28 protein-coding genes, 1 other RNA gene and 2 pseudogenes are annotated in these 24,084 nt (G+C 52.1%); 11 read left to right on the forward strand and 20 right to left on the reverse strand.

Annotation, left to right across the window (positions count from 1 at the left end; translation table 11 throughout):
• Positions 1-70 precede the first annotated feature (70 nt).
• Positions 71-1,432 (reverse strand): signal recognition particle protein, encoded by a 1,362-nt coding sequence (ffh, locus tag BEB42_RS22380; protein ID WP_000460035.1) that lies wholly within the window; start codon positions 1,430-1,432, stop codon positions 71-73.
• A gap of 166 nt (positions 1,433-1,598) precedes the next feature.
• Between ffh and BEB42_RS22385 the strand changes: the two genes are divergently transcribed.
• The 3 genes from BEB42_RS22385 to BEB42_RS22395 all read left to right on the forward strand — a co-directional run bounded on the left by BEB42_RS22385 (position 1,599) and on the right by BEB42_RS22395 (position 4,423).
• The gene (locus BEB42_RS22385) at positions 1,599-2,390 is read left to right on the forward strand and encodes a cytochrome C assembly family protein (RefSeq protein WP_001338897.1); all 792 of its coding nucleotides are present in this window, start codon (positions 1,599-1,601) and stop codon (positions 2,388-2,390) included.
• A 20-nt stretch (positions 2,391-2,410) separates the two neighbouring features.
• The gene (locus BEB42_RS22390) at positions 2,411-3,697 is read left to right on the forward strand and encodes an HlyC/CorC family transporter (protein ID WP_010723175.1); all 1,287 of its coding nucleotides are present in this window, start codon (positions 2,411-2,413) and stop codon (positions 3,695-3,697) included.
• 120 nt (positions 3,698-3,817) lie between these two features.
• Positions 3,818-4,423 carry a DUF6630 family protein gene (locus tag BEB42_RS22395; protein ID WP_001287921.1) on the forward strand — a complete coding sequence of 202 codons (606 nt, stop codon included), beginning with the start codon at positions 3,818-3,820 and terminating at the stop codon, positions 4,421-4,423.
• A gap of 34 nt (positions 4,424-4,457) precedes the next feature.
• Here BEB42_RS22395 and grpE read toward each other — a convergent pair whose 3' ends face one another.
• Entirely contained in the window at positions 4,458-5,048 is a 591-nt protein-coding gene (gene grpE / locus BEB42_RS22400) for a nucleotide exchange factor GrpE (RefSeq protein WP_024218624.1), read from the reverse strand.
• Positions 5,049-5,171: 123 nt separating this feature from the next.
• Here grpE and nadK point away from each other — a divergent pair, with 123 nt between their 5' ends.
• From nadK to bamE, 3 genes are all read left to right on the forward strand, one after another.
• A complete protein-coding gene (gene nadK, locus BEB42_RS22410) occupies positions 5,172-6,050 on the forward strand; it encodes an NAD(+) kinase (protein WP_001059167.1) in 879 nt (292 codons plus the stop codon).
• A gap of 85 nt (positions 6,051-6,135) precedes the next feature.
• Positions 6,136-7,797: a DNA repair protein RecN gene (gene recN, locus BEB42_RS22415; protein ID WP_000880948.1), complete on the forward strand. Its 1,662-nt coding sequence runs from the start codon at positions 6,136-6,138 to the stop codon at positions 7,795-7,797.
• A 148-nt stretch (positions 7,798-7,945) separates the two neighbouring features.
• Positions 7,946-8,287, forward strand: a complete 342-nt coding sequence (gene bamE / locus BEB42_RS22420) for an outer membrane protein assembly factor BamE (RefSeq protein ID WP_001203437.1) — start codon at positions 7,946-7,948, stop codon at positions 8,285-8,287.
• 61 nt (positions 8,288-8,348) lie between these two features.
• Here bamE and BEB42_RS22425 read toward each other — a convergent pair whose 3' ends face one another.
• Both BEB42_RS22425 and ratA read right to left on the reverse strand, forming a co-directional pair.
• Complete coding sequence (locus BEB42_RS22425) at positions 8,349-8,639, reverse strand: RnfH family protein (RefSeq protein ID WP_001117842.1); 291 nt, start codon at positions 8,637-8,639, stop codon at positions 8,349-8,351.
• A complete protein-coding gene (gene ratA, locus BEB42_RS22430; RefSeq protein ID WP_001300750.1) occupies positions 8,629-9,066 on the reverse strand; it encodes a type II toxin-antitoxin system toxin RatA in 438 nt (145 codons plus the stop codon). The genes BEB42_RS22425 and ratA overlap by 11 nt, the downstream gene beginning before the upstream one ends.
• Before the next feature lie 170 nt (positions 9,067-9,236).
• Between ratA and smpB the strand changes: the two genes are divergently transcribed.
• From smpB to BEB42_RS22445, 3 genes are all read left to right on the forward strand, one after another.
• Positions 9,237-9,719, forward strand: a complete 483-nt coding sequence (gene smpB, locus BEB42_RS22435; protein ID WP_000162574.1) for an SsrA-binding protein SmpB — start codon at positions 9,237-9,239, stop codon at positions 9,717-9,719.
• Positions 9,720-9,933: 214 nt separating this feature from the next.
• Positions 9,934-10,296: a transfer-messenger RNA gene (gene ssrA / locus BEB42_RS22440) on the forward strand.
• A gap of 123 nt (positions 10,297-10,419) precedes the next feature.
• On the forward strand, positions 10,420-10,902 hold the full coding sequence (locus tag BEB42_RS22445; RefSeq protein ID WP_000391794.1) for a hypothetical protein: 483 nt from the start codon (positions 10,420-10,422) through the stop codon (positions 10,900-10,902).
• Between the two features lie 26 nt (positions 10,903-10,928).
• On the opposite strand, the gene BEB42_RS22450 is transcribed toward BEB42_RS22445, so the two are convergent.
• The 9 genes from BEB42_RS22450 to BEB42_RS22490 form a co-directional block, all read right to left on the reverse strand.
• A complete protein-coding gene (locus BEB42_RS22450; protein ID WP_000980501.1) occupies positions 10,929-11,147 on the reverse strand; it encodes an ogr/Delta-like zinc finger family protein in 219 nt (72 codons plus the stop codon).
• A 68-nt stretch (positions 11,148-11,215) separates the two neighbouring features.
• Complete coding sequence (locus BEB42_RS22455; RefSeq protein WP_105267565.1) at positions 11,216-12,316, reverse strand: phage late control D family protein; 1,101 nt, start codon at positions 12,314-12,316, stop codon at positions 11,216-11,218.
• Entirely contained in the window at positions 12,313-12,798 is a 486-nt protein-coding gene (locus BEB42_RS22460) for a phage tail protein (protein ID WP_000980391.1), read from the reverse strand. The genes BEB42_RS22455 and BEB42_RS22460 overlap by 4 nt, the downstream gene beginning before the upstream one ends.
• Entirely contained in the window at positions 12,795-15,872 is a 3,078-nt protein-coding gene (locus BEB42_RS22465) for a phage tail tape measure protein (RefSeq protein ID WP_001282787.1), read from the reverse strand. The genes BEB42_RS22460 and BEB42_RS22465 overlap by 4 nt, the downstream gene beginning before the upstream one ends.
• The gene (locus tag BEB42_RS22470; protein WP_000763311.1) at positions 15,865-15,984 is read right to left on the reverse strand and encodes a GpE family phage tail protein; all 120 of its coding nucleotides are present in this window, start codon (positions 15,982-15,984) and stop codon (positions 15,865-15,867) included. The genes BEB42_RS22465 and BEB42_RS22470 overlap by 8 nt, the downstream gene beginning before the upstream one ends.
• A 14-nt stretch (positions 15,985-15,998) precedes the next feature.
• A complete protein-coding gene (locus BEB42_RS22475; RefSeq protein ID WP_001281009.1) occupies positions 15,999-16,301 on the reverse strand; it encodes a phage tail assembly protein in 303 nt (100 codons plus the stop codon).
• 54 nt (positions 16,302-16,355) lie between these two features.
• On the reverse strand, positions 16,356-16,871 hold the full coding sequence (locus BEB42_RS22480) for a phage major tail tube protein (protein WP_001207660.1): 516 nt from the start codon (positions 16,869-16,871) through the stop codon (positions 16,356-16,358).
• A 9-nt stretch (positions 16,872-16,880) separates the two neighbouring features.
• Complete coding sequence (locus BEB42_RS22485) at positions 16,881-18,053, reverse strand: phage tail sheath protein (protein WP_000046122.1); 1,173 nt, start codon at positions 18,051-18,053, stop codon at positions 16,881-16,883.
• A gap of 142 nt (positions 18,054-18,195) precedes the next feature.
• Entirely contained in the window at positions 18,196-18,762 is a 567-nt protein-coding gene (locus BEB42_RS22490; protein WP_000905009.1) for a recombinase family protein, read from the reverse strand.
• A 27-nt stretch (positions 18,763-18,789) separates the two neighbouring features.
• Between BEB42_RS22490 and BEB42_RS22495 the strand changes: the two genes are divergently transcribed.
• Positions 18,790-19,125 (forward strand): gp53-like domain-containing protein, encoded by a 336-nt coding sequence (locus BEB42_RS22495; RefSeq protein WP_096953003.1) that lies wholly within the window; start codon positions 18,790-18,792, stop codon positions 19,123-19,125.
• Position 19,126: 1 nt separating this feature from the next.
• Positions 19,127-19,555: a tail fiber assembly protein gene (locus tag BEB42_RS22500; RefSeq protein ID WP_000289820.1), complete on the forward strand. Its 429-nt coding sequence runs from the start codon at positions 19,127-19,129 to the stop codon at positions 19,553-19,555.
• Here BEB42_RS22500 and BEB42_RS22505 read toward each other — a convergent pair.
• The 7 genes and pseudogenes from BEB42_RS22505 to BEB42_RS22530 all read right to left on the reverse strand — a co-directional run bounded on the left by BEB42_RS22505 (position 19,527) and on the right by BEB42_RS22530 (position 24,049).
• Positions 19,527-20,120 (reverse strand): tail fiber assembly protein, encoded by a 594-nt coding sequence (locus BEB42_RS22505; RefSeq protein WP_053895507.1) that lies wholly within the window; start codon positions 20,118-20,120, stop codon positions 19,527-19,529. The genes BEB42_RS22500 and BEB42_RS22505 overlap by 29 nt on opposite strands.
• Positions 20,120-20,587, reverse strand: a pseudogene (locus tag BEB42_RS27235) (phage tail protein); the annotation flags it as partial. The pseudogene BEB42_RS27235 and the gene BEB42_RS22505, both read right to left, overlap by 1 nt.
• Before the next feature lie 648 nt (positions 20,588-21,235).
• Positions 21,236-21,625: pseudogene (locus tag BEB42_RS27240) on the reverse strand (phage tail protein); the annotation flags it as partial.
• Complete coding sequence (locus BEB42_RS22515) at positions 21,622-22,227, reverse strand: phage tail protein I (RefSeq protein WP_001086833.1); 606 nt, start codon at positions 22,225-22,227, stop codon at positions 21,622-21,624. The pseudogene BEB42_RS27240 and the gene BEB42_RS22515, both read right to left, overlap by 4 nt.
• Positions 22,220-23,128 (reverse strand): baseplate assembly protein, encoded by a 909-nt coding sequence (locus tag BEB42_RS22520; RefSeq protein WP_000268290.1) that lies wholly within the window; start codon positions 23,126-23,128, stop codon positions 22,220-22,222. The genes BEB42_RS22515 and BEB42_RS22520 overlap by 8 nt, the downstream gene beginning before the upstream one ends.
• Entirely contained in the window at positions 23,115-23,474 is a 360-nt protein-coding gene (locus BEB42_RS22525; RefSeq protein ID WP_000177580.1) for a GPW/gp25 family protein, read from the reverse strand. Before BEB42_RS22525 ends, BEB42_RS22520 begins: the two co-directional genes overlap by 14 nt.
• Positions 23,471-24,049 (reverse strand): phage baseplate assembly protein V, encoded by a 579-nt coding sequence (locus BEB42_RS22530; RefSeq protein WP_072644162.1) that lies wholly within the window; start codon positions 24,047-24,049, stop codon positions 23,471-23,473. Before BEB42_RS22530 ends, BEB42_RS22525 begins: the two co-directional genes overlap by 4 nt.
• Positions 24,050-24,084: the final 35 nt, after the last annotated feature.

Raw genomic sequence — 24,084 nt, forward strand, 5'->3', positions numbered from 1 at the left:
AGCCCGAAAATTTTACTGATTTCTGGAGAAAATGCAATCAGCAGTTAATAACTCTGTCGCATAAGGTCATTTAGCGACCAGGAAATCCCGGCGGCATCATCCCTTTCATGCTTCTCATCATCTTCGCCATTCCGCCCTTCTTCATTTTCTTCATCATGCGCTGCATGTCGTCGAACTGTTTCAGAAGACGGTTAACGTCCTGCACCTGCATACCGCAACCGGCAGCGATACGGCGTTTACGCGAACCTTTGATGATTTCTGGCTTAGCGCGCTCTTTCATCGTCATCGAGTTGATGATGGCTTCCATACGCACCAGCACTTTATCGTCCATCTGCGACTTGACGTTATCCGGGATCTGCCCCATACCCGGCAGTTTGCCCATCAGGCTAGCCATGCCGCCCATATTTTTCATCTGGCGCAGTTGCTCAAGGAAGTCGTTGAGATCGAAGCCGTCGCCTTTTTTCAGCTTGCTGGCTAATTTCTCTGCCTGCGCGCGGTCAACTTTGCTTTCGATATCTTCGATCAGCGACAGTACGTCGCCCATGCCGAGAATACGGGAAGCGATACGGTCCGGATGGAACGGCTCCAGCGCCTCGGTTTTCTCGCCAACGCCGAGGAATTTGATCGGTTTGCCAGTGATGTGACGAATCGAGAGCGCCGCACCGCCACGAGCATCGCCGTCGACTTTAGTCAGTACCACACCGGTCAGCGGTAACGCTTCATTGAATGCTTTTGCCGTATTGGCCGCATCCTGACCAGTCATGGCATCAACCACAAACAGGGTTTCAACCGGATTAATCGATGCATGGACCTGTTTGATCTCGTCCATCATCGCTTCGTCAACGTGCAAACGACCGGCGGTATCCACCAGCAACACGTCGTAGAATTTCAGTTTGGCTTCTTTCAGCGCCGCGTTAACGATATCAACCGGCTTCTGACCAACATCTGAAGGGAAGAAGTCGACACCCACCTGCTCTGCCAGCGTCTCCAGCTGTTTGATTGCCGCCGGACGATAAACGTCGGCAGAAACCACCAGCACTTTTTTCTTGTGCTTCTCACGCAGGAACTTACCGAGCTTGCCCACGCTGGTTGTTTTACCGGCACCTTGCAGGCCCGCCATCAGTACCACCGCTGGCGGTTGCGCAGCCAGATTCAGGGTCTGGTTCTCTTCGCCCATCGCCGCAACCAGTTCGTTACGGACGATTTTGACGAACTCCTGCCCCGGCGTCAGGCTCTTATTAACTTCATGACCAACCGCTTTCTCTTTTACGCGATTGATAAACTCACGCACTACCGGCAGGGCGACGTCCGCCTCCAGCAGCGCCATGCGCACTTCGCGCAGCGTATCTTTTACGTTGTCTTCAGTGAGGCGTCCACGGCCACTGATATTGCGCAGCGTGCGCGACAAACGATCGGTTAAATTATCAAACATTGTCTCTCGCCTGGGGTGGAAACGGTTGGCCGCAATCGCGACACATCATCAGTATTTTGCCGCAGTATAACATGAAGGCGTCTTTGTTGTTATGCAACGGTTGGAGCAGCGTTCACCTGACGCTATACTGCTTCTCTTTCTTATTGCTCAAACTGTCGACATTACTATGCCCGTTTTTGCTCTGCTCGCGCTTGTCGCCTACTCCGTCAGTCTTGCGCTGATTGTTCCCGGTCTGCTGCAAAAAAACGGCGGCTGGCGGCGCATGGCTATTATTTCTGCGGTCATCGCGCTGGTCTGCCACGCAATCGCTCTGGAAGCCCGTATCTTGCCCGACGGTGATAGCGGACAAAACCTCAGCCTGCTGAACGTTGGTTCGCTGGTCAGTTTGATGATCTGTACGGTAATGACCATCGTGGCTTCTCGCAATCGTGGCTGGTTGCTGCTACCCATTGTCTATGCCTTTGCGCTTATCAACCTGGCGCTGGCCACCTTTATGCCCAATGAATACATCACCCATCTGGAAGCAACGCCTGGGATGCTGGTTCACATTGGCTTATCGCTCTTTTCCTATGCCACGCTGATTATCGCCGCTCTGTATGCATTACAACTGGCGTGGATTGATTACCAACTGAAGAACAAGAAGCTGGCGTTTAACCAGGAAATGCCGCCGTTGATGAGTATCGAGCGTAAAATGTTCCACATCACGCAGATTGGCGTGGTGCTGTTAACGCTCACTCTTTGCACTGGTCTCTTCTACATGCACAACTTATTTAGCATGGAAAATATCGACAAGGCCGTGCTCTCTATCGTGGCGTGGTTTGTCTATATTGTGCTGCTGTGGGGACATTATCATGAAGGATGGCGTGGACGCCGCGTCGTCTGGTTTAACGTTGCGGGTGCGGTCATTCTGACACTGGCCTACTTCGGTAGCCGAATTGTCCAGCAGTTAATCAGCTAACCCCAGAAAAGGAGTTTCCCCTGGAACACATATCTACTACCACGTTGATCATTATTCTGATCATCATGGTGGTCATTTCAGCCTATTTTTCCGGGTCCGAAACCGGAATGATGACCCTCAACCGCTATCGTCTGCGGCATATGGCGAAACAGGGTAATCGCTCGGCCAAACGTGTCGAAAAATTGCTGCGTAAGCCAGACCGCCTGATAAGCCTGGTGTTAATCGGCAATAACCTGGTCAATATTCTTGCCTCCGCGCTCGGCACTATTGTGGGGATGCGTTTGTACGGGGATGCGGGCGTGGCAATTGCGACTGGTGTGCTTACTTTTGTCGTACTGGTTTTTGCTGAAGTATTGCCGAAAACCATTGCCGCGCTGTACCCGGAAAAAGTCGCCTATCCAAGTAGTTTTCTGCTGGCGCCGCTGCAAATTTTGATGATGCCGCTGGTCTGGTTGCTGAACGCTATTACCCGCATGTTAATGCGCATGATGGGCATCAAAACCGATATTGTGGTCAGTGGCTCTTTAAGCAAAGAAGAATTACGCACCATTGTGCACGAATCGAGGTCACAAATTTCCCGTCGCAATCAGGATATGCTGTTGTCGGTACTCGATCTGGAAAAAATGACTGTCGATGACATCATGGTGCCGCGCAGTGAAATTATCGGTATTGATATCAACGATGACTGGAAATCGATTCTCCGCCAACTCTCCCACTCACCTCACGGACGCATCGTGCTCTACCGTGACTCGCTGGACGACGCCATCAGTATGCTGCGTGTGCGTGAAGCCTGGCGGTTGATGTCGGAGAAAAAAGAGTTCACCAAAGAAACCATGCTACGCGCCGCGGACGAAATCTATTTTGTCCCGGAAGGTACGCCGCTCAGCACGCAGCTGGTGAAGTTTCAGCGCAACAAAAAGAAAGTCGGCCTGGTCGTCAACGAGTATGGAGATATTCAGGGTCTGGTGACGGTCGAAGATATTCTCGAAGAGATTGTTGGTGATTTCACCACGTCGATGTCGCCAACGCTCGCCGAAGAGGTCACGCCGCAAAACGACGGTTCGGTGATTATCGATGGCACTGCCAACGTGCGGGAAATCAACAAAGCCTTTAACTGGCATCTACCGGAAGATGATGCACGAACGGTTAATGGCGTCATTCTTGAGGCACTGGAAGAGATTCCTGTCGCAGGAACTCGCGTGCGTATTGGCGAGTACGATATCGATATTCTCGATGTACAGGACAATATGATTAAGCAGGTAAAAGTTTTTCCTGTGAAACCGCTGCGCGAGAGTGTGGCGGAGTAACACAATGGCGAACTCCGGTTCGCCTTTTTTATCGCCATCTTTTAGGATTCCATCAATTCCTGTCATTTACTTAGCAATGTAATAATGTCTTTTCAAGCATTCGGAAAGGATATTGATGTTATGTCAGAAGATTATGTAATTGAATGGGATAAGGATTTTTCCGACGACCTCAACGTCGTCGCCAGCGTTTTTTTACAGCACACCCCAACCTTATGGCCCACTATTTTCTCTCAACTTTCGACGCAACCTGAAATCTTTGAAGACGAAGATGAAGACGAATATGGATTGCAAGACGTTCTCGATTGCAGTGGAGGCGATCTCGGAAATCATGACCTGGCGCAGGCATTTTTACAGGTTCTACGCAGTGAAGGATTAATTCAACTCGTTGACTGGAAAGGTGAAGATGAAGAAGGTGAGCTGGCTAATTTTGCTGCAGATCGCTTTTATGAACTCACAAAAAACCTGACAGCTTCTGAGGAATTAAGGAATCTTCTTGTCGAAATAACCCAAGAGGATGAAATCTCCGATGTCTGTGAAGCCGGAGACCGCTACCTTGACGAGATCTTTGAACGCATCCAGACCGAACTCAATAAGAGAGGCTTTCAGATTTTTGATCTGAATGAAGGTTCTGACACCTATAACGTGGTCGTTCTGCCAATGAACGACTATAAAAAAATAGATGATTTCAACACGCCGTGGCTGGAAGTACAGGATTTTTTAAGCTAAAAAAATGGCCGACTTCACGTCGGCCATCAGACATTTACTTCGCCTTCGCTACAGTAACCATCGCCGCACGAATCGTACGACCATTCAGCGTATAACCCTTCTGCATAATACCCAGTACGTTACCTGGCGCAACGTCATCAGATTCCACCATTGCGATGGCCTGATGCACGTTCGGGTCCAGCGGCACGTTAGTTTCGGCGATCACTTCAACGCCAAACTTACGCACAACATCCAGCATCGACTTCAGCGTCAGCTCAATACCTTCAACCATCGCGGACATATCCGGGTTAGTTTTATCAGCCACTTCCAGCGCACGATCCAGGCTATCAATCACCGGCAGCAATTCGTTGATGAATTTCTCCAGCGCGAATTTATGTGCTTTTTCGATATCCAGTTCAGTACGGCGACGCAGGTTTTCCATTTCGGCTTTTACGCGCAAAATGCCGTCACGTTCACGGGTCTGGGCTTCAGCCAGCTGAGCTTCGAGATTCGCAATTTTTTCATCGCGCGGATCCACCTGCTCAGCAGAAGCTTCTGGCTCAACTGCCTCAATCTCTTCGTGCTGATCCATGATAATTTCTTCCGGGGCTTGCCCCTCAGGCGTTTTCTGTTCTTTACTACTCATGAATTTCTCCGCGTTTTTTTTCGCATTCATCTCGCTAACTTCGCTTATTATGGGGATCAGTTTCAGGGTTTCAAGGGAAGCACTCACATTGTCATCAATCTTCGCAACAAGGACCTCGGAAAAATGAATAATCATTTCAAGTGTATTGGCATTGTGGGACACCCACGGCACCCTACTGCACTGACAACACATGAAATGCTCTACCGCTGGCTGTGCACAAAAGGTTACGAGGTCATCGTCGAGCAACAAATCGCTCACGAACTGCAACTGAAGAATGTGAAAACTGGCACGCTCGCGGAGATTGGGCAACTGGCTGATCTCGCGGTAGTCGTTGGTGGCGACGGTAATATGCTGGGCGCGGCGCGCACACTCGCCCGTTACGATATTAAAGTTATTGGAATCAACCGTGGCAACCTGGGTTTCCTGACCGACCTTGATCCCGATAACGCCCAGCAACAATTAGCCGATGTGCTGGAAGGCCACTACATCAGCGAGAAACGTTTTTTGCTGGAAGCGCAAGTCTGTCAGCAAGATTGCCAGAAACGCATCAGCACGGCGATTAACGAAGTGGTACTTCACCCTGGCAAAGTGGCGCATATGATTGAGTTCGAAGTGTATATCGACGAGATCTTTGCGTTTTCGCAGCGTTCCGATGGCCTGATTATTTCGACACCAACAGGCTCCACCGCATATTCCCTCTCTGCGGGGGGTCCTATTCTAACACCCTCTCTGGATGCGATTACCCTGGTGCCAATGTTCCCGCATACGTTGTCAGCACGACCACTGGTCATAAACAGCTGCAGCACGATCCGTCTACGTTTTTCGCATCGCCGTAACGACCTGGAAATCAGTTGCGACAGCCAGATAGCACTACCGATTCAGGAAGGAGAAGATGTCCTGATTCGTCGCTGTGATTACCATCTGAATCTGATTCATCCGAAAGATTACAGCTATTTCAATACATTAAGCACCAAGCTCGGCTGGTCAAAAAAATTATTCTAATTTTACGCCAGCCTCTTTACTGTATATAAAACCAGTTTATACTGTACACAATAACAGTAATGGTTTTTCATACAGGAAAACAACTATGTTGGCACAACTGACCATCAGCAACTTTGCTATCGTTCGTGAGCTTGAGATTGATTTTCACAGCGGCATGACCGTAATCACCGGCGAGACCGGCGCGGGTAAATCTATTGCAATAGATGCCCTGGGCCTTTGTCTCGGCGGTCGCGCTGAAGCCGACATGGTGCGTACCGGCGCTGCTCGCGCAGATCTGTGCGCCCGTTTTTCTCTGAAAGATACACCCGCAGCACTGCGCTGGCTGGAAGAAAACCAACTGGAAGATGGCCGTGAATGCCTGCTTCGTCGCGTAATCAGTAGCGATGGTCGCTCTCGTGGTTTTATCAACGGTACAGCTGTTCCACTGTCACAACTGCGCGAACTGGGCCAGTTGCTCATTCAGATCCATGGTCAGCACGCCCATCAATTACTCACCAAACCCGAGCACCAAAAATTCCTGCTTGATGGCTATGCCAATGAAACCTCTCTGCTTCAGGAAATGACCGCACGTTATCAGTTGTGGCATCAAAGCTGCCGCGACCTCGCGCATCATCAACAGTTAAGTCAGGAACGCGCCGCTCGTGCGGAGCTGCTGCAATACCAATTAAAAGAACTGAACGAATTTAATCCGCAGCCCGGAGAGTTTGAGCAAATCGACGAAGAGTACAAACGTCTGGCGAACAGCGGTCAATTGCTGACCACCAGCCAGAATGCATTGGCATTAATGGCCGACGGCGAAGACGCAAACCTGCAAAGCCAGCTTTACACGGCTAAACAACTGGTGAGCGAATTGATTGGCATGGACAGCAAACTGTCCGGCGTACTTGATATGCTGGAAGAGGCTACCATCCAGATTGCTGAAGCCAGCGACGAACTGCGCCACTACTGCGATCGTCTGGATCTTGATCCCAACCGACTGTTTGAACTTGAACAGCGCATCTCAAAACAGATTTCGCTGGCACGTAAACATCACGTCAGCCCTGAGGTATTGCCACAGTATTACCAGTCGCTACTGGAAGAACAGCAGCAACTGGACGATCAGGCCGACTCACAAGAAACGCTCGCGCTGGCGGTAACGAAACATCATCAGCAGGCACTGGAAACGGCGCGCGCGTTACACCAGCAACGCCAGCATTATGCAAATGAGTTGGCACAGCTGATCACCGACAGTATGCATGCACTCTCTATGCCGCATGGGCAGTTTACGATTGATGTTAAATTTGACGAGCATCACCTGGGCGCTGACGGCGCTGATCGTATTGAGTTTCGGGTAACCACCAACCCAGGTCAGCCAATGCAGCCTATTGCCAAAGTCGCATCTGGTGGTGAATTGTCCCGCATCGCATTGGCAATTCAGGTCATCACAGCGCGTAAAATGGAAACCCCGGCACTGATTTTTGATGAAGTGGATGTAGGGATTAGCGGTCCAACAGCGGCAGTTGTCGGCAAACTGCTGCGTCAACTCGGCGAATCAACTCAGGTGATGTGTGTTACCCACCTGCCACAAGTCGCGGGATGTGGTCATCAACACTATTTTGTCAGCAAAGAAACCGATGGTGCGATGACAGAAACGCATATGGAGTCGCTGGACAAAAAAGCGCGGTTACAAGAGCTGGCGCGCCTGCTTGGTGGCAGTGAAGTCACACGTAACACACTGGCGAATGCGAAAGAACTGCTTGCGGCGTAAACTTTTTTCCTGCTTCACGGTCAGAGTAAACAGCAAAACGCCGTAAGACCGGAAAGCAAAAGGTTTTAAAGTGATGAAAGGTCTATTATCATCGGCATATTACAGATGAGCCACGTACTGCTCGGGCCCGAAAAGGAATCAAATCACTATGCGCTGTAAAACGCTGACTGCTGCAGCAGCAGTACTATTGATGTTGACCGCAGGCTGTTCCACTCTGGAGCGAGTGGTTTACCGTCCTGACATCAACCAGGGGAACTATCTGACCGCTAACGACGTATCCAAAATACGTGTTGGCATGACGCAACAACAAGTTGCGTACGCATTGGGTACACCGCTGATGTCCGATCCATTTGGTACGAATACCTGGTTCTATGTCTTCCGCCAGCAACCAGGTCATGAAGGTGTAACGCAGCAAACGCTGACGCTGACCTTTAACAGTAGCGGGGTGTTGACCAACATTGATAACAAACCTGCGCTGAGTGGTAACTAATAATAAAGTTGCTCTCAAAGACGTTAAAAAAGGTGCTCAATGAGCACCTTTTTTCTGTCTGTTATTTATTCGCTGATTTTTCTGCTCGTTGCCTGCGAAGCTCTTTCGGATCGGCAATGAGAGGACGATAAATCTCCACCCGATCGCCATCATGCACGGTATCGCTCAGTTTTGCCGGACGGCTGTAAATGCCGACTTTGTTTTTAGTTAAATCGATATCGGTACGCAATTCCAGCAAGCCACTGGTGCGAATAGCTTCTTCAACCGTCGCGCCCTCCTGCAGCGTCACGCGCTGCAGGTACTGCTTCTCAGGTAGAGCATAAGCCACCTCAACGGCAATTTTACCTGGCACTGTAAACCTCTTTCGCACGAACCGTAAAAGCCTGGACCATATTAGCCGCCAGCTCTTTAAACACGCGGCCAAAGGCGAGTTCAATCAACTTATTGGTAAACTCAAAGTCGAGATGAAACTCGATACGACACGCCTCCTGGCTCAGCGGCGTAAACTTCCATCCACCGATCAATTTCTTGAACGGCCCATCCACCAGATTCATAAGAATACTTTGGTTACTGGTCAACTGGTTGCGGGTAGTAAACGTTTTGCTGATCCCAGCCTTAGAGACATCTACCGCCGCGGTCATCTGCCCAGGAGTGGACTCCAGAATCCGACTTCCGGTACAACCCGGCAAAAACTGAGGATAAGACTGAACGTCATTCACTAACTGATACATTTGCTCCGCGCTGTAGGGTACCAGTGCGGTCCGGCTAATCTGAGGCATAACAATTTCCATCAACAAAAATCCAACAAATAATATCATTTATCCTGCTGTAAAAAAAACGCTATCCCGGCGCTGGGTAACATCGGGTTCATGCTAAGATAGAGCCTTGTCCCCCGCAGGATTGATATGGGGTGTTTTCGATTTCAGATTACCGATGATTCACGACGCTTATGACGAAGAAAAAAGCACATAAACCTGGTTCAGCGACCATCGCGCTTAACAAGCGCGCCCGTCACGAATACTTTATCGAAGAAGAGTTCGAAGCGGGACTTGCCCTGCAAGGCTGGGAGGTTAAATCCCTGCGCGCAGGAAAAGCCAATATCAGCGACAGCTACGTCCTTCTACGTGATGGAGAAGCATTTCTGTTTGGCGCTAACATCACGCCAATGGCTGTGGCATCCACGCATGTGGTGTGCGATCCTACCCGTACCCGCAAGTTACTTCTCAACCAGCGCGAACTGGACTCATTGTACGGTCGCGTCAATCGAGAAGGCTATACCGTAGTGGCGCTCTCCCTGTACTGGAAAAATGCCTGGTGCAAAGTGAAAATCGGCGTCGCTAAAGGTAAGAAACAGCACGATAAACGTTCAGACATCAAAGAACGCGAATGGCAGGTGGATAAAGCGCGTATCATGAAAAACGCCCACCGTTAAATCTGCACTCCAATTATTGACCAGTTCCTCACCGCGCCACCCTCTCCGGCGGCGCGAATGAACATCTTATTGGCTATCACATCCGACCCAAATGTTGCCATCCCATTGCTTAATCGAATAAATATCAGGCTACACGGGTGCTAAATCTTTAACGATAACGCCATTGAGGCTGGTCATGGCACTCATGAATCTGGTATACTTACCGTTACACATTGGGGCTGATTCTGGATTCGACGGGATTTGCGAAACCCAAGGTGCATGCCGAGGGGCGGTTGGCCTCGTAAAAAGCCGCAAAAAATAGTCGCAAACGACGAAAACTACGCTTTAGCAGCTTAATAACCTGCTTAGAGCCCTCTCTCCCTAGCCTCCGCTCTTAGGACGGGGATCAAGAGAGGTCAAACCCAAAAGAGATCGCGTGGAAGCCCTGCCTGGGGTTGAAGCGTTAAAACTTAATCAGGCTAGTTTGTTAGTGGCGTGTCCGTCCGCAGCTGGCAAGCGAATGTAAAGACTGACTAAGCATGTAGTACCGAGGATGTAGGAATTTCGGACGCGGGTTCAACTCCCGCCAGCTCCACCAAATAAATCAAGGGGTTACGTAAAAGCGTAGCCCCTTTTTCTTTGGTAGTGGCGGCAAAATGGCGACAGACTTTTGCGTCCATCTTGCCTGTCGCCATCTTGAAATCATGCAAAGAGGTTTCACATGGAAGAACTTCACTTTGTTTACATCAATGCAAATGGTCGTATCGGAGTTCACTCAATACAGAGCATCAGTTATAGCGAAAATCATATACAGGGCATTTGTAAGAACACCGATCGAATAAAAACCTTCCGAAAAGACCGCATTCTTAAACAGTACGATTCACCAGAACAAGCCATTCAGGAATGCGCGTCATTCCTCCCCGAAAACTACTCACACCTCACTAAGCAGTCTGGTCCGAAAAAAAATACATTCGATGTGTGTTTCACCGGATTTAAGAAAGCAGATAAAGAAAGATTGGTTGATAAGGCGAATGAACAAGGATTAACGGTAAGAACCTCTGTAACCCAAAGCCTTCAGATGCTCTGTTGCGGTTACAATGCAGGCCCATCAAAAGTATCGGCAGCCAGGATGAAAGGCACAATCATCATAGATGAGCCTGGCTTTATACATTTTCTTGAAACGGGTGAGATCCCAGATGAATAAAAACCTGCCGTAGCAGGTTCTCTTTCTCAAAAATTCATATGCCCCTGACCACCTGGCAATGGATGTGGAGGAGCAGTAGCAATAAGTGCGGGTGTCACAATAAACCGGACCACTGTTTCATGGGTAACAAAAGTGCTCCCGCAGTTAATATTTTGGCACTGGCAGTAACGCTCTTTGGTGCTTTCAGTTACTTGAAAACTGCTCCTTGTGTGTGCCGCATGACCACACTTTGGACAATTCATCATATCCAGATCCCTACCTTTGCTATCAGAATCATTGTAATGATACACAAAATATCAATATTGAGAACACTTTATTCCATTTCAAGATCATCAATCTTCACTTCGAGTTCAATACTGGTCGTAAAACCATTATCCGGGCTGACGGTATGAGTCAGAGTCGTAATGGTCCATTCCGCATCATCTATCGGTTGTTTAAAGCCACTAACTTTCACTGGCATTTCCGTGTAAAGATCTGCCCGCCCTTCCGCCAGTTGTAGCGAGAATGACGCAACGCCGCGTTGCAGGCGTTCCCACTGCATTTTCGCTGCCCGTTCAGCGTTGCTCCGGTTGGCATAAGTGCGATTAAGTACCAGCACGTTTTCATCCGTACCCACCAGGTAATCGCCCTGCTTCGCTTCCGGCTCTTTCTTCTGCTTCTTAGTTCTGCGCTTACGCTTCACCGTGGTGCTTTCTTTCTTCGCAGGTTCGCGGGTATGCAACCAGCTGGCAATTACGCCCGTGTAGGCTCCGCGATCTGCCAGGGTAAATCGGTGACTGTCGCCGTCCTTGCGTGTGATAGTGATCACTGGCAGAGGTTTACCAGTGGCGCTTTTGCCCTGCCCCTGCCGGATGAATAACAGATTGCCATTTTTCACCGACGCGATGGCACCGTACTGTCGCGCCAGCCGCATCAGAAAACTGCCGTCACTCTCATTAGTCTGGTCTATATGCTCCACGGCCTTATCCGACAGGTCTTTACCCAGTGCCATCTTCAGCTTGTGCCGCGCGGCTATTTCCTTCACCACTTCCCCGACGGTGGTCTTATGCCACGATTTTTCACGGCGGGTATTCAGCGTTTCCCGAAAATCAGCACTTCGCGCCCGGATAGTCAGGCGGTCCGGTGCGCCAGTGTGTTCAATCTCGTCCACTGTGAATGCCCCTTTCGGGAAAAGCGGCTGCCCCTTCCAGCCCAGCGCCAGCGTAATAACCGCACCACGGCGCGGCAGCACGATTTTTCCGTCAGCGTCATCCAGCTCCAGATCAAGCTGGTCCGCTTCAAAGCCCCGGTTATCCGTCAGCGTCAAACTCATCAGGCGGTTATCCAGCACAGTGGTGATATCCCTGCCCTCAATACTGATGCTGAATGCGGGAGTTTTGTTGCCTTTGTTAAGCAGTTCAGAGCTGAAATTCACGACAGCAGCCCTCCCACCGTTTTACTGATATCGCTTAAGGCAGACGTTGCCGTGTCCTGCAGATTATTCAGTTGCGCACTGAGATCACCGAACATATCGGACAGGGATTCATCCACTCGTTTGAGCGACAGGGTGAACTCAATCCGGCGCGGCATACCGTCGCGGAAAAACTCCGTTTTAGTCTGATTCAGTCCCTCAATCACATACATGCCGTAAATCGTGCCGCTGCCTTCAATCAGGGGCCATGCTTTCCCCTGTTCTGCCATCTGCTCCAGTGCCAGCAACGACAGCCTGCCGCCTGTTATTTCCGGCATAAGAACACCGGAAAGCGTCAGCATGTCGTTGTCCGGTCCCAGAAACTGCGTGGACGGACGTCGGTTTACCCGGCTGTTTGCCGCATGTCGCCAGCTGCGTTGATACTGCAGTTCCTGATACGGAACGGTGCGCAGCATAAACACGTACAATCCCAGCACCATCATCATGCGTCGTATCCCCCCTGATCGCTGTAGTTACTCCTGGCTTTTGCCTTCAGCCTGCGTTCACGTTCATCAAGCTGGCGTGCCACCTCCCGCGCAATATCCTGCGCACTTTGTCCTGGCTGCGTCTGAATGATGATCTGCGTCGGTGCCTCAATCCGTTGAACGAGCGGCACAGTGGCTGCGCGACTCACAATTGCTTCTCCACCTTTCGCGGGAAGTGCCAAGGGGTGCAACGGTGGAAGCTCTGCTGGCGCGGCAGCAACGCCCATCATTCCGGCAACAACGGCAGCCAGTGCAGCTGTATTTCTCCGGCTGGTCACATTTGCCGGGCCGTTAACAATTTCCGGCCCGTTTTCACCGACGATGCCAAACTGCCCGCGCGGGATATACCCGCCGCTGTCATACATCCCCGCAAAGCCATATCCCCATGATGGAAAACCACCCGATGGCATCATCACTTTACCGTCTGCATTCACCGTCGCAGGTTGCTGACGCGTCACGCTTTCCGGCAGTTTTGCCTTTGCGGCCTCTTTACTGACAATGCCGAGCTTCTCCAGCAACCAGGAAACGCCGGATTTCAGGGAGTCCAGCGGATGCATAACCATATTCAGCCCTTCCGCCAGTGCCTCCCCGAATCGCCGCCCCATTGCCGCTGCGCTCTGCAGTTCGGCAGAGGTCGACTTAACGGGCGTCAGCAGATCAGTAAACCAGCCCCACAGCGCCTGCACTTTGTCGCCAATCCACTGGAACACGGGCTTAAGCGGTTCGAACGCTGCACTGATGGGACCTGCCGCCGCTTTGAATCCTTCCACCACGCCACCGAGAAATGCGGTGATGGGTTGCCAGTATTTCCAGACAACCAGCGCCACGCCCGCCAGTGCAGTAACCACAAGACCTATCGGACTGAGCAGAGCACCTAACAGACCAGATATGGCATACAGGGCAACGCGCAGCATCGCCAGTGGACCAGATGCCAGTACTCGCAGCACCGTGCCTGCGGCGGCCAGTCCACCGCGCAGTACCGCCAGAGGATTCATAAACATCACAGCAACAGCACGTAAACCGGATAATCCAGACCGCAAAAGTGCAACCGGCGCACCTGCTACAGTTTTCAGGACATTTCCCGTCAGTGATGCCGTGCGGCGCAAAGACGACAACGGCGCAGTAAGTAAACCTGCGGCGTTGCCCGATGAAGCAAGCCCGCGTCGCAGCAGTGCCAGTGGTGCGCCAGCCAGCCAGGACAACGCGCTGCTGGTTCGAGTTACTGCTGCCGTAACGGAAGATAACGTTTTGATACCCAACACAGAGAATCCCAGACGGATCACTGCCAGCGGCCCCAGCACTGCAGCCAGCGCCACCGCTAAGGTGCCGAGGCCGACGGTAACCGCAGCCACAACAGCCGATGCTTTCATCAGTGTGCCTGTCAGTTCCGGGTTAGCTTCCACCCAGCGACGCAACGCCCCCGTAACGCTTTTCACCGTGTACAGAATATCCATCAGCGGCTGGCGCAGCGTTTCGCCCAGGCTGCTGAAGGTGTTCTGCGCTCCGGTTTTGACCAGCAACCACTGCGCAGAAAGTGAATCCTTGTTAATGTCGGATTCTTTCTGCATGGAGCCAAGCGCATCATTGCCCGCTGTCAGTTTTAACTGACGCTGCAGTTCCGGCAGGTTGTTTGCCAGTTTCGCCGCGTCATCGCCAAACTCTTTACCAAACAACATAGTCATGGCAGACAGGCGCTTGTCCTGCGGCAGCGCGTTTACCTTCTCCAGCACGCGCTGGATGGTTCCCATCGCATCCTTCGTCATCTGCTTTTCAATCACTTCAGGATTGAGTTTCAGCAGATTCATCCCTTCAAAGAAACTCTTGCTTTGCATGGTGGCAATGGACAATTCACGCACCATCGCGTTTGCTGCACTGGCTGCAACCTCTGGCGCAGCGCCCAGTGTCAGGAAGGTGGAACCCAGCGCCGCCGCTTTACGATAATCCAGACGGTCAGCCACACCGCCCAGACGTTGCATCACATCAATGATGTCTGCCCCTTTCGACATGGCGTTATCATCCAGATAGTTCAGCGCATCACCGAGCTGTTCAATATTGCGGGTGGGGATTTTGTAGAGCTGGGCGATTTTCCCCAGACTTTCTGACAGTTCATCCGCTGGCAGCTCAAAGGCTGTTGCCGCCTTTGCTGCCGTACTGGCGAAGGCCAGCAGGTCACGTTTCTGATCTTCCCAGCTGTCGTCAGGGTTTGCGACGTTCATGCGCGCACCACCTTCAACCAGTGCAGCGAAGTCCACCGCACCGTTTTCCATCGGCAACTGTTCGCTGGCAGCCTTGATGGCATCCTGCATTTCATAAAAACGTGCAGTGCGGTTGCCATTATCGTCACGCAGACCATTGACCTGCTTTGCCACACCTTTCATGGCATCTTCCATGCTGGTATAGCTTTTTACTGCCGCCATCACTGGCGCACCCATTGCCAGCCCTGCAGCCGTGGTGGTGGCTCCGGCACCTGCAATACGATCACGCACCTCCAGCGAACGGGCATAACTGGCACGCGCTGCATTCATCCTGCGCTGAGCTTCCCCCAGTCGCTTCAGCCGCGCCTCCTGTTTCGAAAGTTCCTGGTTATAACGTGATGTTTCACGGGCTAAACGGGCAGTTGCTCCCGCATCGTCTTTCGCAGAAATTCCCGCCCGGTACAGTTCAGCACGCACAAGCGCCGTCTGCTGCTGCAGCTTTTTCTGGCGTTCTTCCAGGCGCTGAACAGCCAGCCGTTGACGGCCCAGAGCAACAACCTGACGTTGCGAAGGCGGCCCCATCGCTCCCAGTTCCTGACTGAGCAAATTTGCACGCTGGCGGGCATAGTTCAGCCTGTCGCCTAATTTCTGATTTTCTGCCTGCAGCTTTCGGAAGCTGTCCAGACTGCTCCCGGCCTGATCAAGCTGCTTTATTGCATCGCGGGATTTTTTGACAGCAGCAGCCAGTTCTCTTGAACTGGCCTGCGCAGATCGAAATGGGCGGGTGAGCTTGTCAACCGCATTAAGAATGACCTGCAGACGCAGGTTGTTATCACTCATCGTTGGCCCCGCTTCTCTGAATCGCTTTATACCGCCATTCCAGCACTTCGGTCAGCGGCATAACGTCAGTAACGGATGGCGGCCAGTGAAAAATGGTGGCGATATCTGCCACCAGATCGTCAACCGTCAGGCTGTCGGTAAACCGGCAAGCACCGACTTCTTCAACAAAAAAGTGACAACCTCAACCGACATGGCAGTGAGATCTGCCGGGTCCATCTCTGCAATTTCCTGTGCAGTCAGTGCCGGACTGGAGATGCGGGGGATCACGGTCATCATCGCGTTTACATCCATATCCATAATGGCCTGCAGGCGTGTACCGCGCAGCGCACCGGACTGCGGTTTACGCAGCACAATTTCGGTGATTTCTGTTTTACCGCGCTTGATGGGGGTATCCAGTTGAATGGTCTTTTCAGTCTGCTTATCGCTCATTTTGCTGTCCTGTCAATTGGGTTCTGGCGCGGTATCCCGCGCCGTTCAGATATATCAGAGGCCGAGGGCGTTGCGGTGCGCTTCCATCAGGTCCACACCGTCCACAATTTCCACCATGTTGATAAGGTCCACTTCATAGAGCACCTCACCATTGATGGTCAGCTTCGCGTAGCTGTTGGTACTGGTCACTTTGGTGGTGTTGCTTTCGCCCGTCTTCCACTCGCCGGAATCCACTTCTTTGTGACGTCCACGCACGACAAGCTCCACGGCCTGCACTTCCCCGGTATCGTCACGCTGAATAGAGCCGGTAAAGCGCAGCTGGATGCCATCCACCGTGGCTTTACCCATCTGTTTAAACAGCAGCAATTCAGTACCACCAATGGAAAATTCTGTGTCCAGCGCACTGTCATCAAGCCCCAGATCCACATCCACCGCACCCGGCATTCCGCCGCCGCGATACTTCTCATATTTGCGGGTAAATTTCGGCAGCGTCAGCGACTCAACGATCCCCTGCCAGTTGTTCCCGTCGTTAAACAGGTTCAGGTGTTTTAATTTGCGTGGTAAAGCCATGTTGTCCCCTTACGCGCTGACCTGGCTGGCGAAATTCACCAGGTACTGATCGGTGATGCGCTGACGCAGCATCAGGTTTTCAAGTGGCGGCACTGGCGTGTAGTCGTAGTCGATGGTGAGTTTTCCGGCTTTCAGCGTGTCTTTGTCGTTCACCGACTCATCCAGCCAGCAATCACCACCAATGAGATAGCCCTGACTGACCAGGCTGCGCATTTTGGCGCGGATACCTTCGATAATGTCGCGGGCCAGCGACGGGTTAAGCGGTTTATCCACCGCCCACATGTGTGCTTCTGCCATCGTGTCCATCAGCACCTGCGCCGTGCGGGTGTAGTTTTCGAAGGCAAAGAGCGGGTCATCACTCAGGCAGCGGGAACCCCAGAAGCGGAAACCGTCTTTACGCACAAGCGTGGTGACGTCGTTCTGGTTCAGCAGACCTGCATCGGTTGCCGGGTTCTGCAGATCCCAGAACACATCTGCAGAAATTCCGGTGACACCGTTCACGCCCACGTTGGACAGGCTTTTGTGCCATCCGGTCTGCTCGTCAATTTTGGCGCGCAGACCAAGCGCACGGGCGGTGGCATATGCCGTTGCTTCGGCATTCAGCACCGTGTCCCAGCCAGTAAAGTCAGGCCAGATCAGCATCCCTTCGCGCTGGCTGAAGTTTTCGCGGTAAGTGATCGCCTCCTGCACTGTCTTGCAGCCATACGCTGACAGGTAAGCAAATCCACGCAGGCTTTGCGCCACGCTCAGCAACTCAGTAGCTACCGCCTTGGTGTCGTGGCCTGGCACGCCGAGAATGCGCGGTTTAACGCCGAGCTGTGACTGGGCAGATAACAGGGCTTTCATACCTGTTTTTTTACCTTCAGCAGTCACTGCGCCGATGATATTGGTCGTGGTTTCGTCTTCCGTTTCACCCTGCGGCACACGCACAACAATGGTCACGGGTTTTGCCTGGTCAGCGATGGCATCCAGCGAACGGGCCAGAGTACCTGACTCACCCGCTTTACCGCTGGCAGTCAGCACATCAGTGATCAGCACGGGTTTATTAAGAGGAAACATTTTTGCATCGGCATCATCGCCCGTGCAGACCATACCCACGATGGCGGTGCTCACCGTGGTAATAGATCGGGTGCCTTCGTTGACTTCAACAACGCGCACCCCGTGGTGGTAATCCTGAGCCATAGTGGCGAACCTCCTGATTGGATTAGGCTTCGCCCTATGTTGAAGTGATTGTGCCTGACAAACAGCTAAGCGCAGTTGTGTCGTTATTCACACAAAATAACGGTATTTGTCTGCTTGCAGGGATAATCAACATAATGCTGATTCAGGGGGATTCATTGATCTTATTTGCCGGAAATTTTCTATAAATGGTAGAAACGCCTACATCAAAAATCAGTGCAATACGCTGTATTGATTCTCCGGCCTCGAGTAAACGCCCAATCTGTGCCCACTGTTCGGTGGTCAACTTAGGACGGCGTCCACCTACTCTGCCTTTGGCACGAGCTGCAGCCAGCCCTGCCCTGGTACGTTCAACTATCAGTTCGCGTTCCATTTCAGCCAGGGCACCCATGACATGAAAAAAGAAACGGCCCATTGGGGTACTGGTATCAATACTGTCAGTCAGGCTTCTGAAATTCACACCACGCTGGCGCAACTCTTCTATCAGCGTAACAAGATGCCGCATACTGCGCCCCAACCTGTCCAGCTTCCAGACAACCAGCGTGTCTCCTGCCGATAGTGTCCTGAGTAGTTTTTTCAGCCCCGGTCTGTCGGACTTAGTGCCACTGATTTTGTCCTCAAAAATCTGCTCACATCCCGCGCAGTTCAGTGCATTACGTTGCAAATCGGTGTTCTGGTCATTTGTTGACACGCGTACATAGCCAATAAGCATGATCATCCCCCTGAATAAAAACCGGAGATGATGCCAGTTAGCTGTTACCTCTGCATTTTCTTAAACGTTGGTTTTGGAGAAGGTGCTAACTGGGTTATGTTACCTGGAGGAATGATAATTCAGCGTGTTTATCTTGGATTTCCTGTTGGCACCAATGTAAGACACATAACTTTCCCCCGGTCGTTTACAACAACGAACTATTCCATCTCAATTAACTGGAATGATATCGGTACTGTAACAACTGAAACACAATCGCCAGCAAATGTGGCGGTTGTTCATCAAACAAAATCATTAACAGGGGCCAGCATCTGGCAGGCAGGTCCCGGGGGATTTAATGTGGACATTATAGCGGTGGGGTATTGATATGTACGTATGGAGCGCTAAAGCAAATGGCTTTTTCCCCATATCGGAGAAAGAAAAATTTGAGGCATCAGGTCTGTGGCCTGATGATGGTGTAATAGTCAGTGAGGAAGAACATAAAAAGTTATTTATGGATATTCCACCAGGAAAACAGATTGGAACACTGAATGGAAAACCAGCACTGATAGATATTCCTCAGCCGACCAAAAAGGAATTAATAGCTATTGCTGAAGTTAAAAAATCCCAATTACGGGAAAAAGCTGACAGTGAAATATCCTGGCGTCAGGATGCTGTTGATGCTGATATCGCAACTGATGAAGAAACTTCAACTCTCACCGAATGGAAGAAATACCGTGTGCTGCTGATGCGTGTTGATACTTCAACAGCACCCGATATTGAATGGCCTACGCCTCCGGCAGTTCAGGCCAGATGACATCCGGCGCGGTGCTGGTATCTGTTGCCGTCACCGCGTCAATGTAATCCAGCACGGCGTTAAGTCGGGTTGTTTCTGCCTGAGTCAGTTTCCGTCCGGCCTGTAATTTCAGCTGAATCAGACTAATGGAAGCCATTGCTGCATCAATCAGTGACTGGCGCTGTGCTTCTGCTGCTTCTACTGCGGCGTTATGCTGTGCCTCAGTATCTGTCACCCATTTCTCACCATCCCATTTATCATATGGCGTTAACGGTGAAAGCGTGACATAACCGTTTTTGATGGCACCGATATAATCCACTGTAACAGCTGCGCCATTTTCTGTTGAGTAAACAGTCTCATTGCGATGGTCTTCTTCATGGCTCCATCCCTTACCCGTAAATACTGCCACTTTCCCCGGAATGTTTTCGCCCGGGTCAATACCAGTGGAACAGGCGGGCATACTTACGCCAGTATTAATATATTCATCAGACCAGCCCGTATACTCAGATGTTTCAGCATCATAATAAAAACAACGCATATCGCCCGGCACTGTAGCCAGCCCATTTTCATCAAAAACAGGTTTCATTATTTAGCCCTCACCAGAAAGTTAAATGCAATATTTCGCGGTCTGACAGCAACAAAATTCACACCATCACCCACAGAGTTACTGGTGAAATTAAATCGTGAAAATCCTGGCTGATTTCCGGCGATGCCATCATGAAAGTTAATTGCGTGTCCCGCACCTCCGCCTATATCCCCGGCAAACTGAGAAAAGTTTGTAGCTTCCTGCCAGCTTAATAATTCGCGACCACCGTCTGCACCTCGCCCGTCATCCCAGATACGAATGAAATCACCGCGGGCTTCAGGTAATACCAGCGAAGGAAACACTTTCGCCAGCACAGGATAATCAGTGGCAGAGAATTTCGCGCCGTTGAACTTCAAAAACACCATACTGGACCAGCTGTCGATTACAGTATTTGGCATTGCAGCGGACGGCCAGAAGAACGGAACGCCAATAGCTGGAGCACCTTCTCCCAAACCAAGGTATGTGAGAAGACCAGCTACATCCTTTCCACTCAAATTGGTAAGCGTATTGTCCAGCGGTTGTTTACCTGCCAGCGCATTAAGCATTGTCGTGGCAAAGTTCGGGTCATTCCCCAGTGCCGCCGCCAGTTCGTTCAGTGTATCCAGTGCAGCAGGTGCAGAACCCACCATTCCTGCAATCGCCGATTTCACAAAAGCCGTAGTGGCAATCTGTGTATTGTTGACCGACTGCGCCGCCGTGGGGGCTGTTGGCGTTCCGGTGAGTGCCGGACTCGACAACGGTGCTTTTAGTGCCAGCGCATTGTTAATGGTGGTACTGAAATTCGGATCATTGTTAATGGCTGCGGCTATTTCTTTCAGCGTGTCCAGCGTGGCTGGCGCACCATTAATAAGGGCCGTCAGTGCCGCCTGTACAAACGCAGTGGTCGCAACCTGCGTGGTATTATTCCCCGCCGCTGGCGTTGGCGCTTTGGGGGTTCCGGTAAATGTCGGGCTGGCTTTTGGCGCGTACTGTGAATGCGGGTCCGGTGCGGCAAGATGTTTTGCCATCTGATCATCCGCGTACACCTTCAGCTCCAGTGCCTTGTCATCCACATACTTGCGGGTTGCCAGCACTACAGCAGGGTCGATTTTCAGGGTGATATTGTCCGTGCTGCTGGTAATCAGCACCATGCGCACGGTCTGAGTGCGCCCGCTACCTTCAGCCAGTTGCGGCTTATAGCTTTCCGGGCAGTTGCCCACGGCAATCAATGCCCCGGACTCATCAAACAAGCCCACTTCACGTATCCACCAACCGCCCTCGTTTTCAGGGATCACCTGTTCGGCAATAATCTGGCTGCTGTTCTGCGGGTCGATATAAAGCATATTCAGCGCAGCCCGGCGTTTCTCATTTACCAGTGCCGTCTGCTTTGCGTCCGGCGTTGGCAATACTCCACTGCCATCGCCCACCGCCATATGGGTAATTTTTAGCGGCACACCGAGCGCGGCGGCGCTGGCAAGTTTCGCCGCGCCAATATCCGTCAGCAGGGTATAAAATTTTGTGCTCATGGATTCACTCTCATTGTGTCAATAACATGGACCGCCCCGCCTTCATGCGCGGTGCCACCGGAAATAATCGTTTCGTTGATATACGGATAGATCGTGATTTCTTCGCCAAGATAGCTGGCGGCTCCCACCCAATGCGGGCCGCTGGTCTGCAGATTGATGGACATGCCGATCATGTGGCGGCTACATGGTTTGGCATCGCTTATCAGTCGCTCAAGTTCCAGATAGGTATCTTCAGTGATGCCCTGGTCCTGCACGCCGATATCCAGGCGAAACGTGCCCGGTGCCTCTCCGGTCTGCCACCACTCAATAATGCGGATCAGAAAGCCGAACGGCTCCACCACCCGCCGCACGGCACTGGTGGTCCCTTTATGCTGATGAATATAAAAAGCATCCTTCACCACCTGGCGCTTGACGCTTTCTGTCCAGCCCTCGTCCCAGCGATCCACAGAGAACGCCCAGGCGAGATAAGGCAGGAAACTGACCGGACAGGTTGCCGGATTCCACAAGTCACGAAGCGGCACCTGCAGATCAGAAATCCCGCTGCAGGTTTGCGCCAGTCGGCGCTCCAGTGAAGTTGAACCCGGTGGCAGCAGACTATTCATCCGTTCCTCCGTTGGTTACGCTCCACTGCGTACATGATGCGGCCTGTGTTTTGTTCAGGACCACATCCGCCAGCGGTGAAGCCAGCTCCACACGTTGAACCCCCTCAACATGCAGCGCGGCAAAAATGGCACTACGGCGAATATCCCGACCAAGCCGCGTCTGACTGGCGATGTACTTCTGCAGGCTGGCTTTTGCCGCTGCCATTACCGGCTCCGCTTCCGGTCCCGGATAGAGAAAAATGGTGGCTTCCACACGGTACGGGATGATTTCTGCACTGCGAACCGTCAGACGGTCAGCCACCGGGCGGACGTTCTCACTGTTCAGGGCTTTTTCCACCACATCCAGCAGGTCTTTTTCTGCTGTTCCGTCGCCTTCGCGGCTAAGGACTGTCAGCACCACCTCTGCAGGTGCCGGACTGGTTGCACTGGCATCCGCCACCCGACCGTCGGCGCTTCGGGCATGAAATTCATAAGCTGCAGTTGGCCCCGCAACTGAAAGCCCCTCAAAGGCTGCAGGCACACGCAGGCGTAACGCTTCATCGCTTTCCATCACAGCTGCAACGGGCGGCACAGCGTCATCATCAGCAGGCGTCACCGTCAGGCGTTTCACGTTGTAGTTGGCAGCGAGCTGGTCCAGATCGCCGCCCATCGCGTAAGCCACCATCACCGCCTGCGCGGCTTCGTTAATGCGCTGGCGCAGAAGCAACTCACGGTAAGCGTTCTCCTGCAGCAATTTGGTGACGGGTTCAGATTCCAGTTCCAGCGTGCGGATCACAGCCTCCTGCTCATCTTTCGGATGAAGCGCCACAAATTCTGCCTTGCGTTCGGCAAGCAGCGTCTCAAAGTCCGGCACATCCACAATCTGCGGCGCAGGCAACTGCGAAAGGTCAATCACTGCCATTCTCTGCTCCTGTTGATACGGAAAGGGACACAGGCACACCGTTATTCCGCCGCCCGGTCAGCTCCACCACCATTGAACCGTCAAAATTGCTGTTGATGGTGATGGAATCCAGCGTCAGCCGTGGCTCCCAGCGACTCAGTGCCACATACACAGCCGACATGACCTGCAGGCGTAACGCCGGATTTTGTGGCTGATCTATTAAAGCCGACAGCAGGGAACCATATTCCCGGCGGGCAATGCGGCTACCCTGCGGTGTCAGCAGAATGTCCCGCACCGACTGGCGCAGATGGTCAATATCAGTAATAGCTTTACCGCTGGTATTGTTCATCCCGCTATAAAGCGTCATACCGGACCTCCGGTGGTATCGCCGCCTTTCAGGACGCCAGTATGCTGATGCGCATCAACCACGATCCCGTTAGAACTCATCGCTCCGCCGCCCTGGGTAACGCCACCATTGATCACCACTTCGCTGTTAATGCGCGTGCGGTCAGCCTCCAGTACAAACTCACTGGTTTTCATGGTGATGTTGTCAGCGGCCTCAATGACCATTGATTTGATGCCCCTGACATACCAGCGCCCACTGGCGGGTTCGTATTCAAACCAGCCACCGTCAGGATGTTCTGTCACGCAGGCGTCCGCCGACGTCGACGGTGGTGCGAACTGATTCGAATAGACAGCGGGCAGCGCAAAGGCCGTCTCCAGATTGCCGCCCAGACTCAGCAGCACCACCTGCTCACCTTCCGATGGTTTCCACCATGTGCGGGCATTACCCGCGCGCAGCGTCAGCCAGTTAATCCAGTTGGTTTCAAGGTCGCCCGTTTTCACCCGGCAAAGCCAGTTTTCCCGGTCCACTTCGGTGACTACACCAGTGCGGATCAGGTTGGTGATAAGGCGCATGATTTCGGTTAATTGTGCGTTCATAGGGAAAGGTTGCCATCAGGGGAAGAAAGGCGGCA

The organism is Escherichia sp. MOD1-EC5990, assembly GCF_002965285.1.
Classification (GTDB): Bacteria; Pseudomonadota; Gammaproteobacteria; order Enterobacterales; family Enterobacteriaceae; genus Escherichia; species Escherichia coli_F.

Excerpts from the sequence above, each read along its gene's own strand:
- BEB42_RS22530 (WP_072644162.1), bottom strand. The coding sequence starts at position 24,049 with ATGAACGCACAATTAACCGAAATCATGCGCCTTATCACCAACCTGATC.
- nadK (WP_001059167.1), top strand. The coding sequence starts at position 5,172 with ATGAATAATCATTTCAAGTGTATTGGCATTGTGGGACACCCACGGCAC.
- grpE (WP_024218624.1), bottom strand. The coding sequence starts at position 5,048 with ATGAGTAGTAAAGAACAGAAAACGCCTGAGGGGCAAGCCCCGGAAGAA.
- BEB42_RS22450 (WP_000980501.1), bottom strand. The coding sequence starts at position 11,147 with ATGATGAATTGTCCAAAGTGTGGTCATGCGGCACACACAAGGAGCAGT.
- recN (WP_000880948.1), top strand. The coding sequence starts at position 6,136 with ATGTTGGCACAACTGACCATCAGCAACTTTGCTATCGTTCGTGAGCTT.
- BEB42_RS22525 (WP_000177580.1), bottom strand. The coding sequence starts at position 23,474 with ATGACGCTTTATAGCGGGATGAACAATACCAGCGGTAAAGCTATTACT.
- BEB42_RS22520 (WP_000268290.1), bottom strand. The coding sequence starts at position 23,128 with ATGGCAGTGATTGACCTTTCGCAGTTGCCTGCGCCGCAGATTGTGGAT.
- BEB42_RS22480 (WP_001207660.1), bottom strand. The coding sequence starts at position 16,871 with ATGGCTTTACCACGCAAATTAAAACACCTGAACCTGTTTAACGACGGG.
- BEB42_RS22490 (WP_000905009.1), bottom strand. The coding sequence starts at position 18,762 with ATGCTTATTGGCTATGTACGCGTGTCAACAAATGACCAGAACACCGAT.
- BEB42_RS22515 (WP_001086833.1), bottom strand. The coding sequence starts at position 22,227 with ATGAATAGTCTGCTGCCACCGGGTTCAACTTCACTGGAGCGCCGACTG.
- BEB42_RS22395 (WP_001287921.1), top strand. The coding sequence starts at position 3,818 with ATGTCAGAAGATTATGTAATTGAATGGGATAAGGATTTTTCCGACGAC.
- BEB42_RS22495 (WP_096953003.1), top strand. The coding sequence starts at position 18,790 with ATGATGCCAGTTAGCTGTTACCTCTGCATTTTCTTAAACGTTGGTTTT.
- BEB42_RS22505 (WP_053895507.1), bottom strand. The coding sequence starts at position 20,120 with ATGAAACCTGTTTTTGATGAAAATGGGCTGGCTACAGTGCCGGGCGAT.
- smpB (WP_000162574.1), top strand. The coding sequence starts at position 9,237 with ATGACGAAGAAAAAAGCACATAAACCTGGTTCAGCGACCATCGCGCTT.
- bamE (WP_001203437.1), top strand. The coding sequence starts at position 7,946 with ATGCGCTGTAAAACGCTGACTGCTGCAGCAGCAGTACTATTGATGTTG.
- BEB42_RS22385 (WP_001338897.1), top strand. The coding sequence starts at position 1,599 with ATGCCCGTTTTTGCTCTGCTCGCGCTTGTCGCCTACTCCGTCAGTCTT.
- ratA (WP_001300750.1), bottom strand. The coding sequence starts at position 9,066 with ATGCCTCAGATTAGCCGGACCGCACTGGTACCCTACAGCGCGGAGCAA.
- BEB42_RS22475 (WP_001281009.1), bottom strand. The coding sequence starts at position 16,301 with ATGAGCGATAAGCAGACTGAAAAGACCATTCAACTGGATACCCCCATC.
- BEB42_RS22500 (WP_000289820.1), top strand. The coding sequence starts at position 19,127 with ATGTACGTATGGAGCGCTAAAGCAAATGGCTTTTTCCCCATATCGGAG.
- BEB42_RS22445 (WP_000391794.1), top strand. The coding sequence starts at position 10,420 with ATGGAAGAACTTCACTTTGTTTACATCAATGCAAATGGTCGTATCGGA.
- ffh (WP_000460035.1), bottom strand. The coding sequence starts at position 1,432 with ATGTTTGATAATTTAACCGATCGTTTGTCGCGCACGCTGCGCAATATC.
- BEB42_RS22485 (WP_000046122.1), bottom strand. The coding sequence starts at position 18,053 with ATGGCTCAGGATTACCACCACGGGGTGCGCGTTGTTGAAGTCAACGAA.
- BEB42_RS22460 (WP_000980391.1), bottom strand. The coding sequence starts at position 12,798 with ATGATGATGGTGCTGGGATTGTACGTGTTTATGCTGCGCACCGTTCCG.
- BEB42_RS22465 (WP_001282787.1), bottom strand. The coding sequence starts at position 15,872 with ATGAGTGATAACAACCTGCGTCTGCAGGTCATTCTTAATGCGGTTGAC.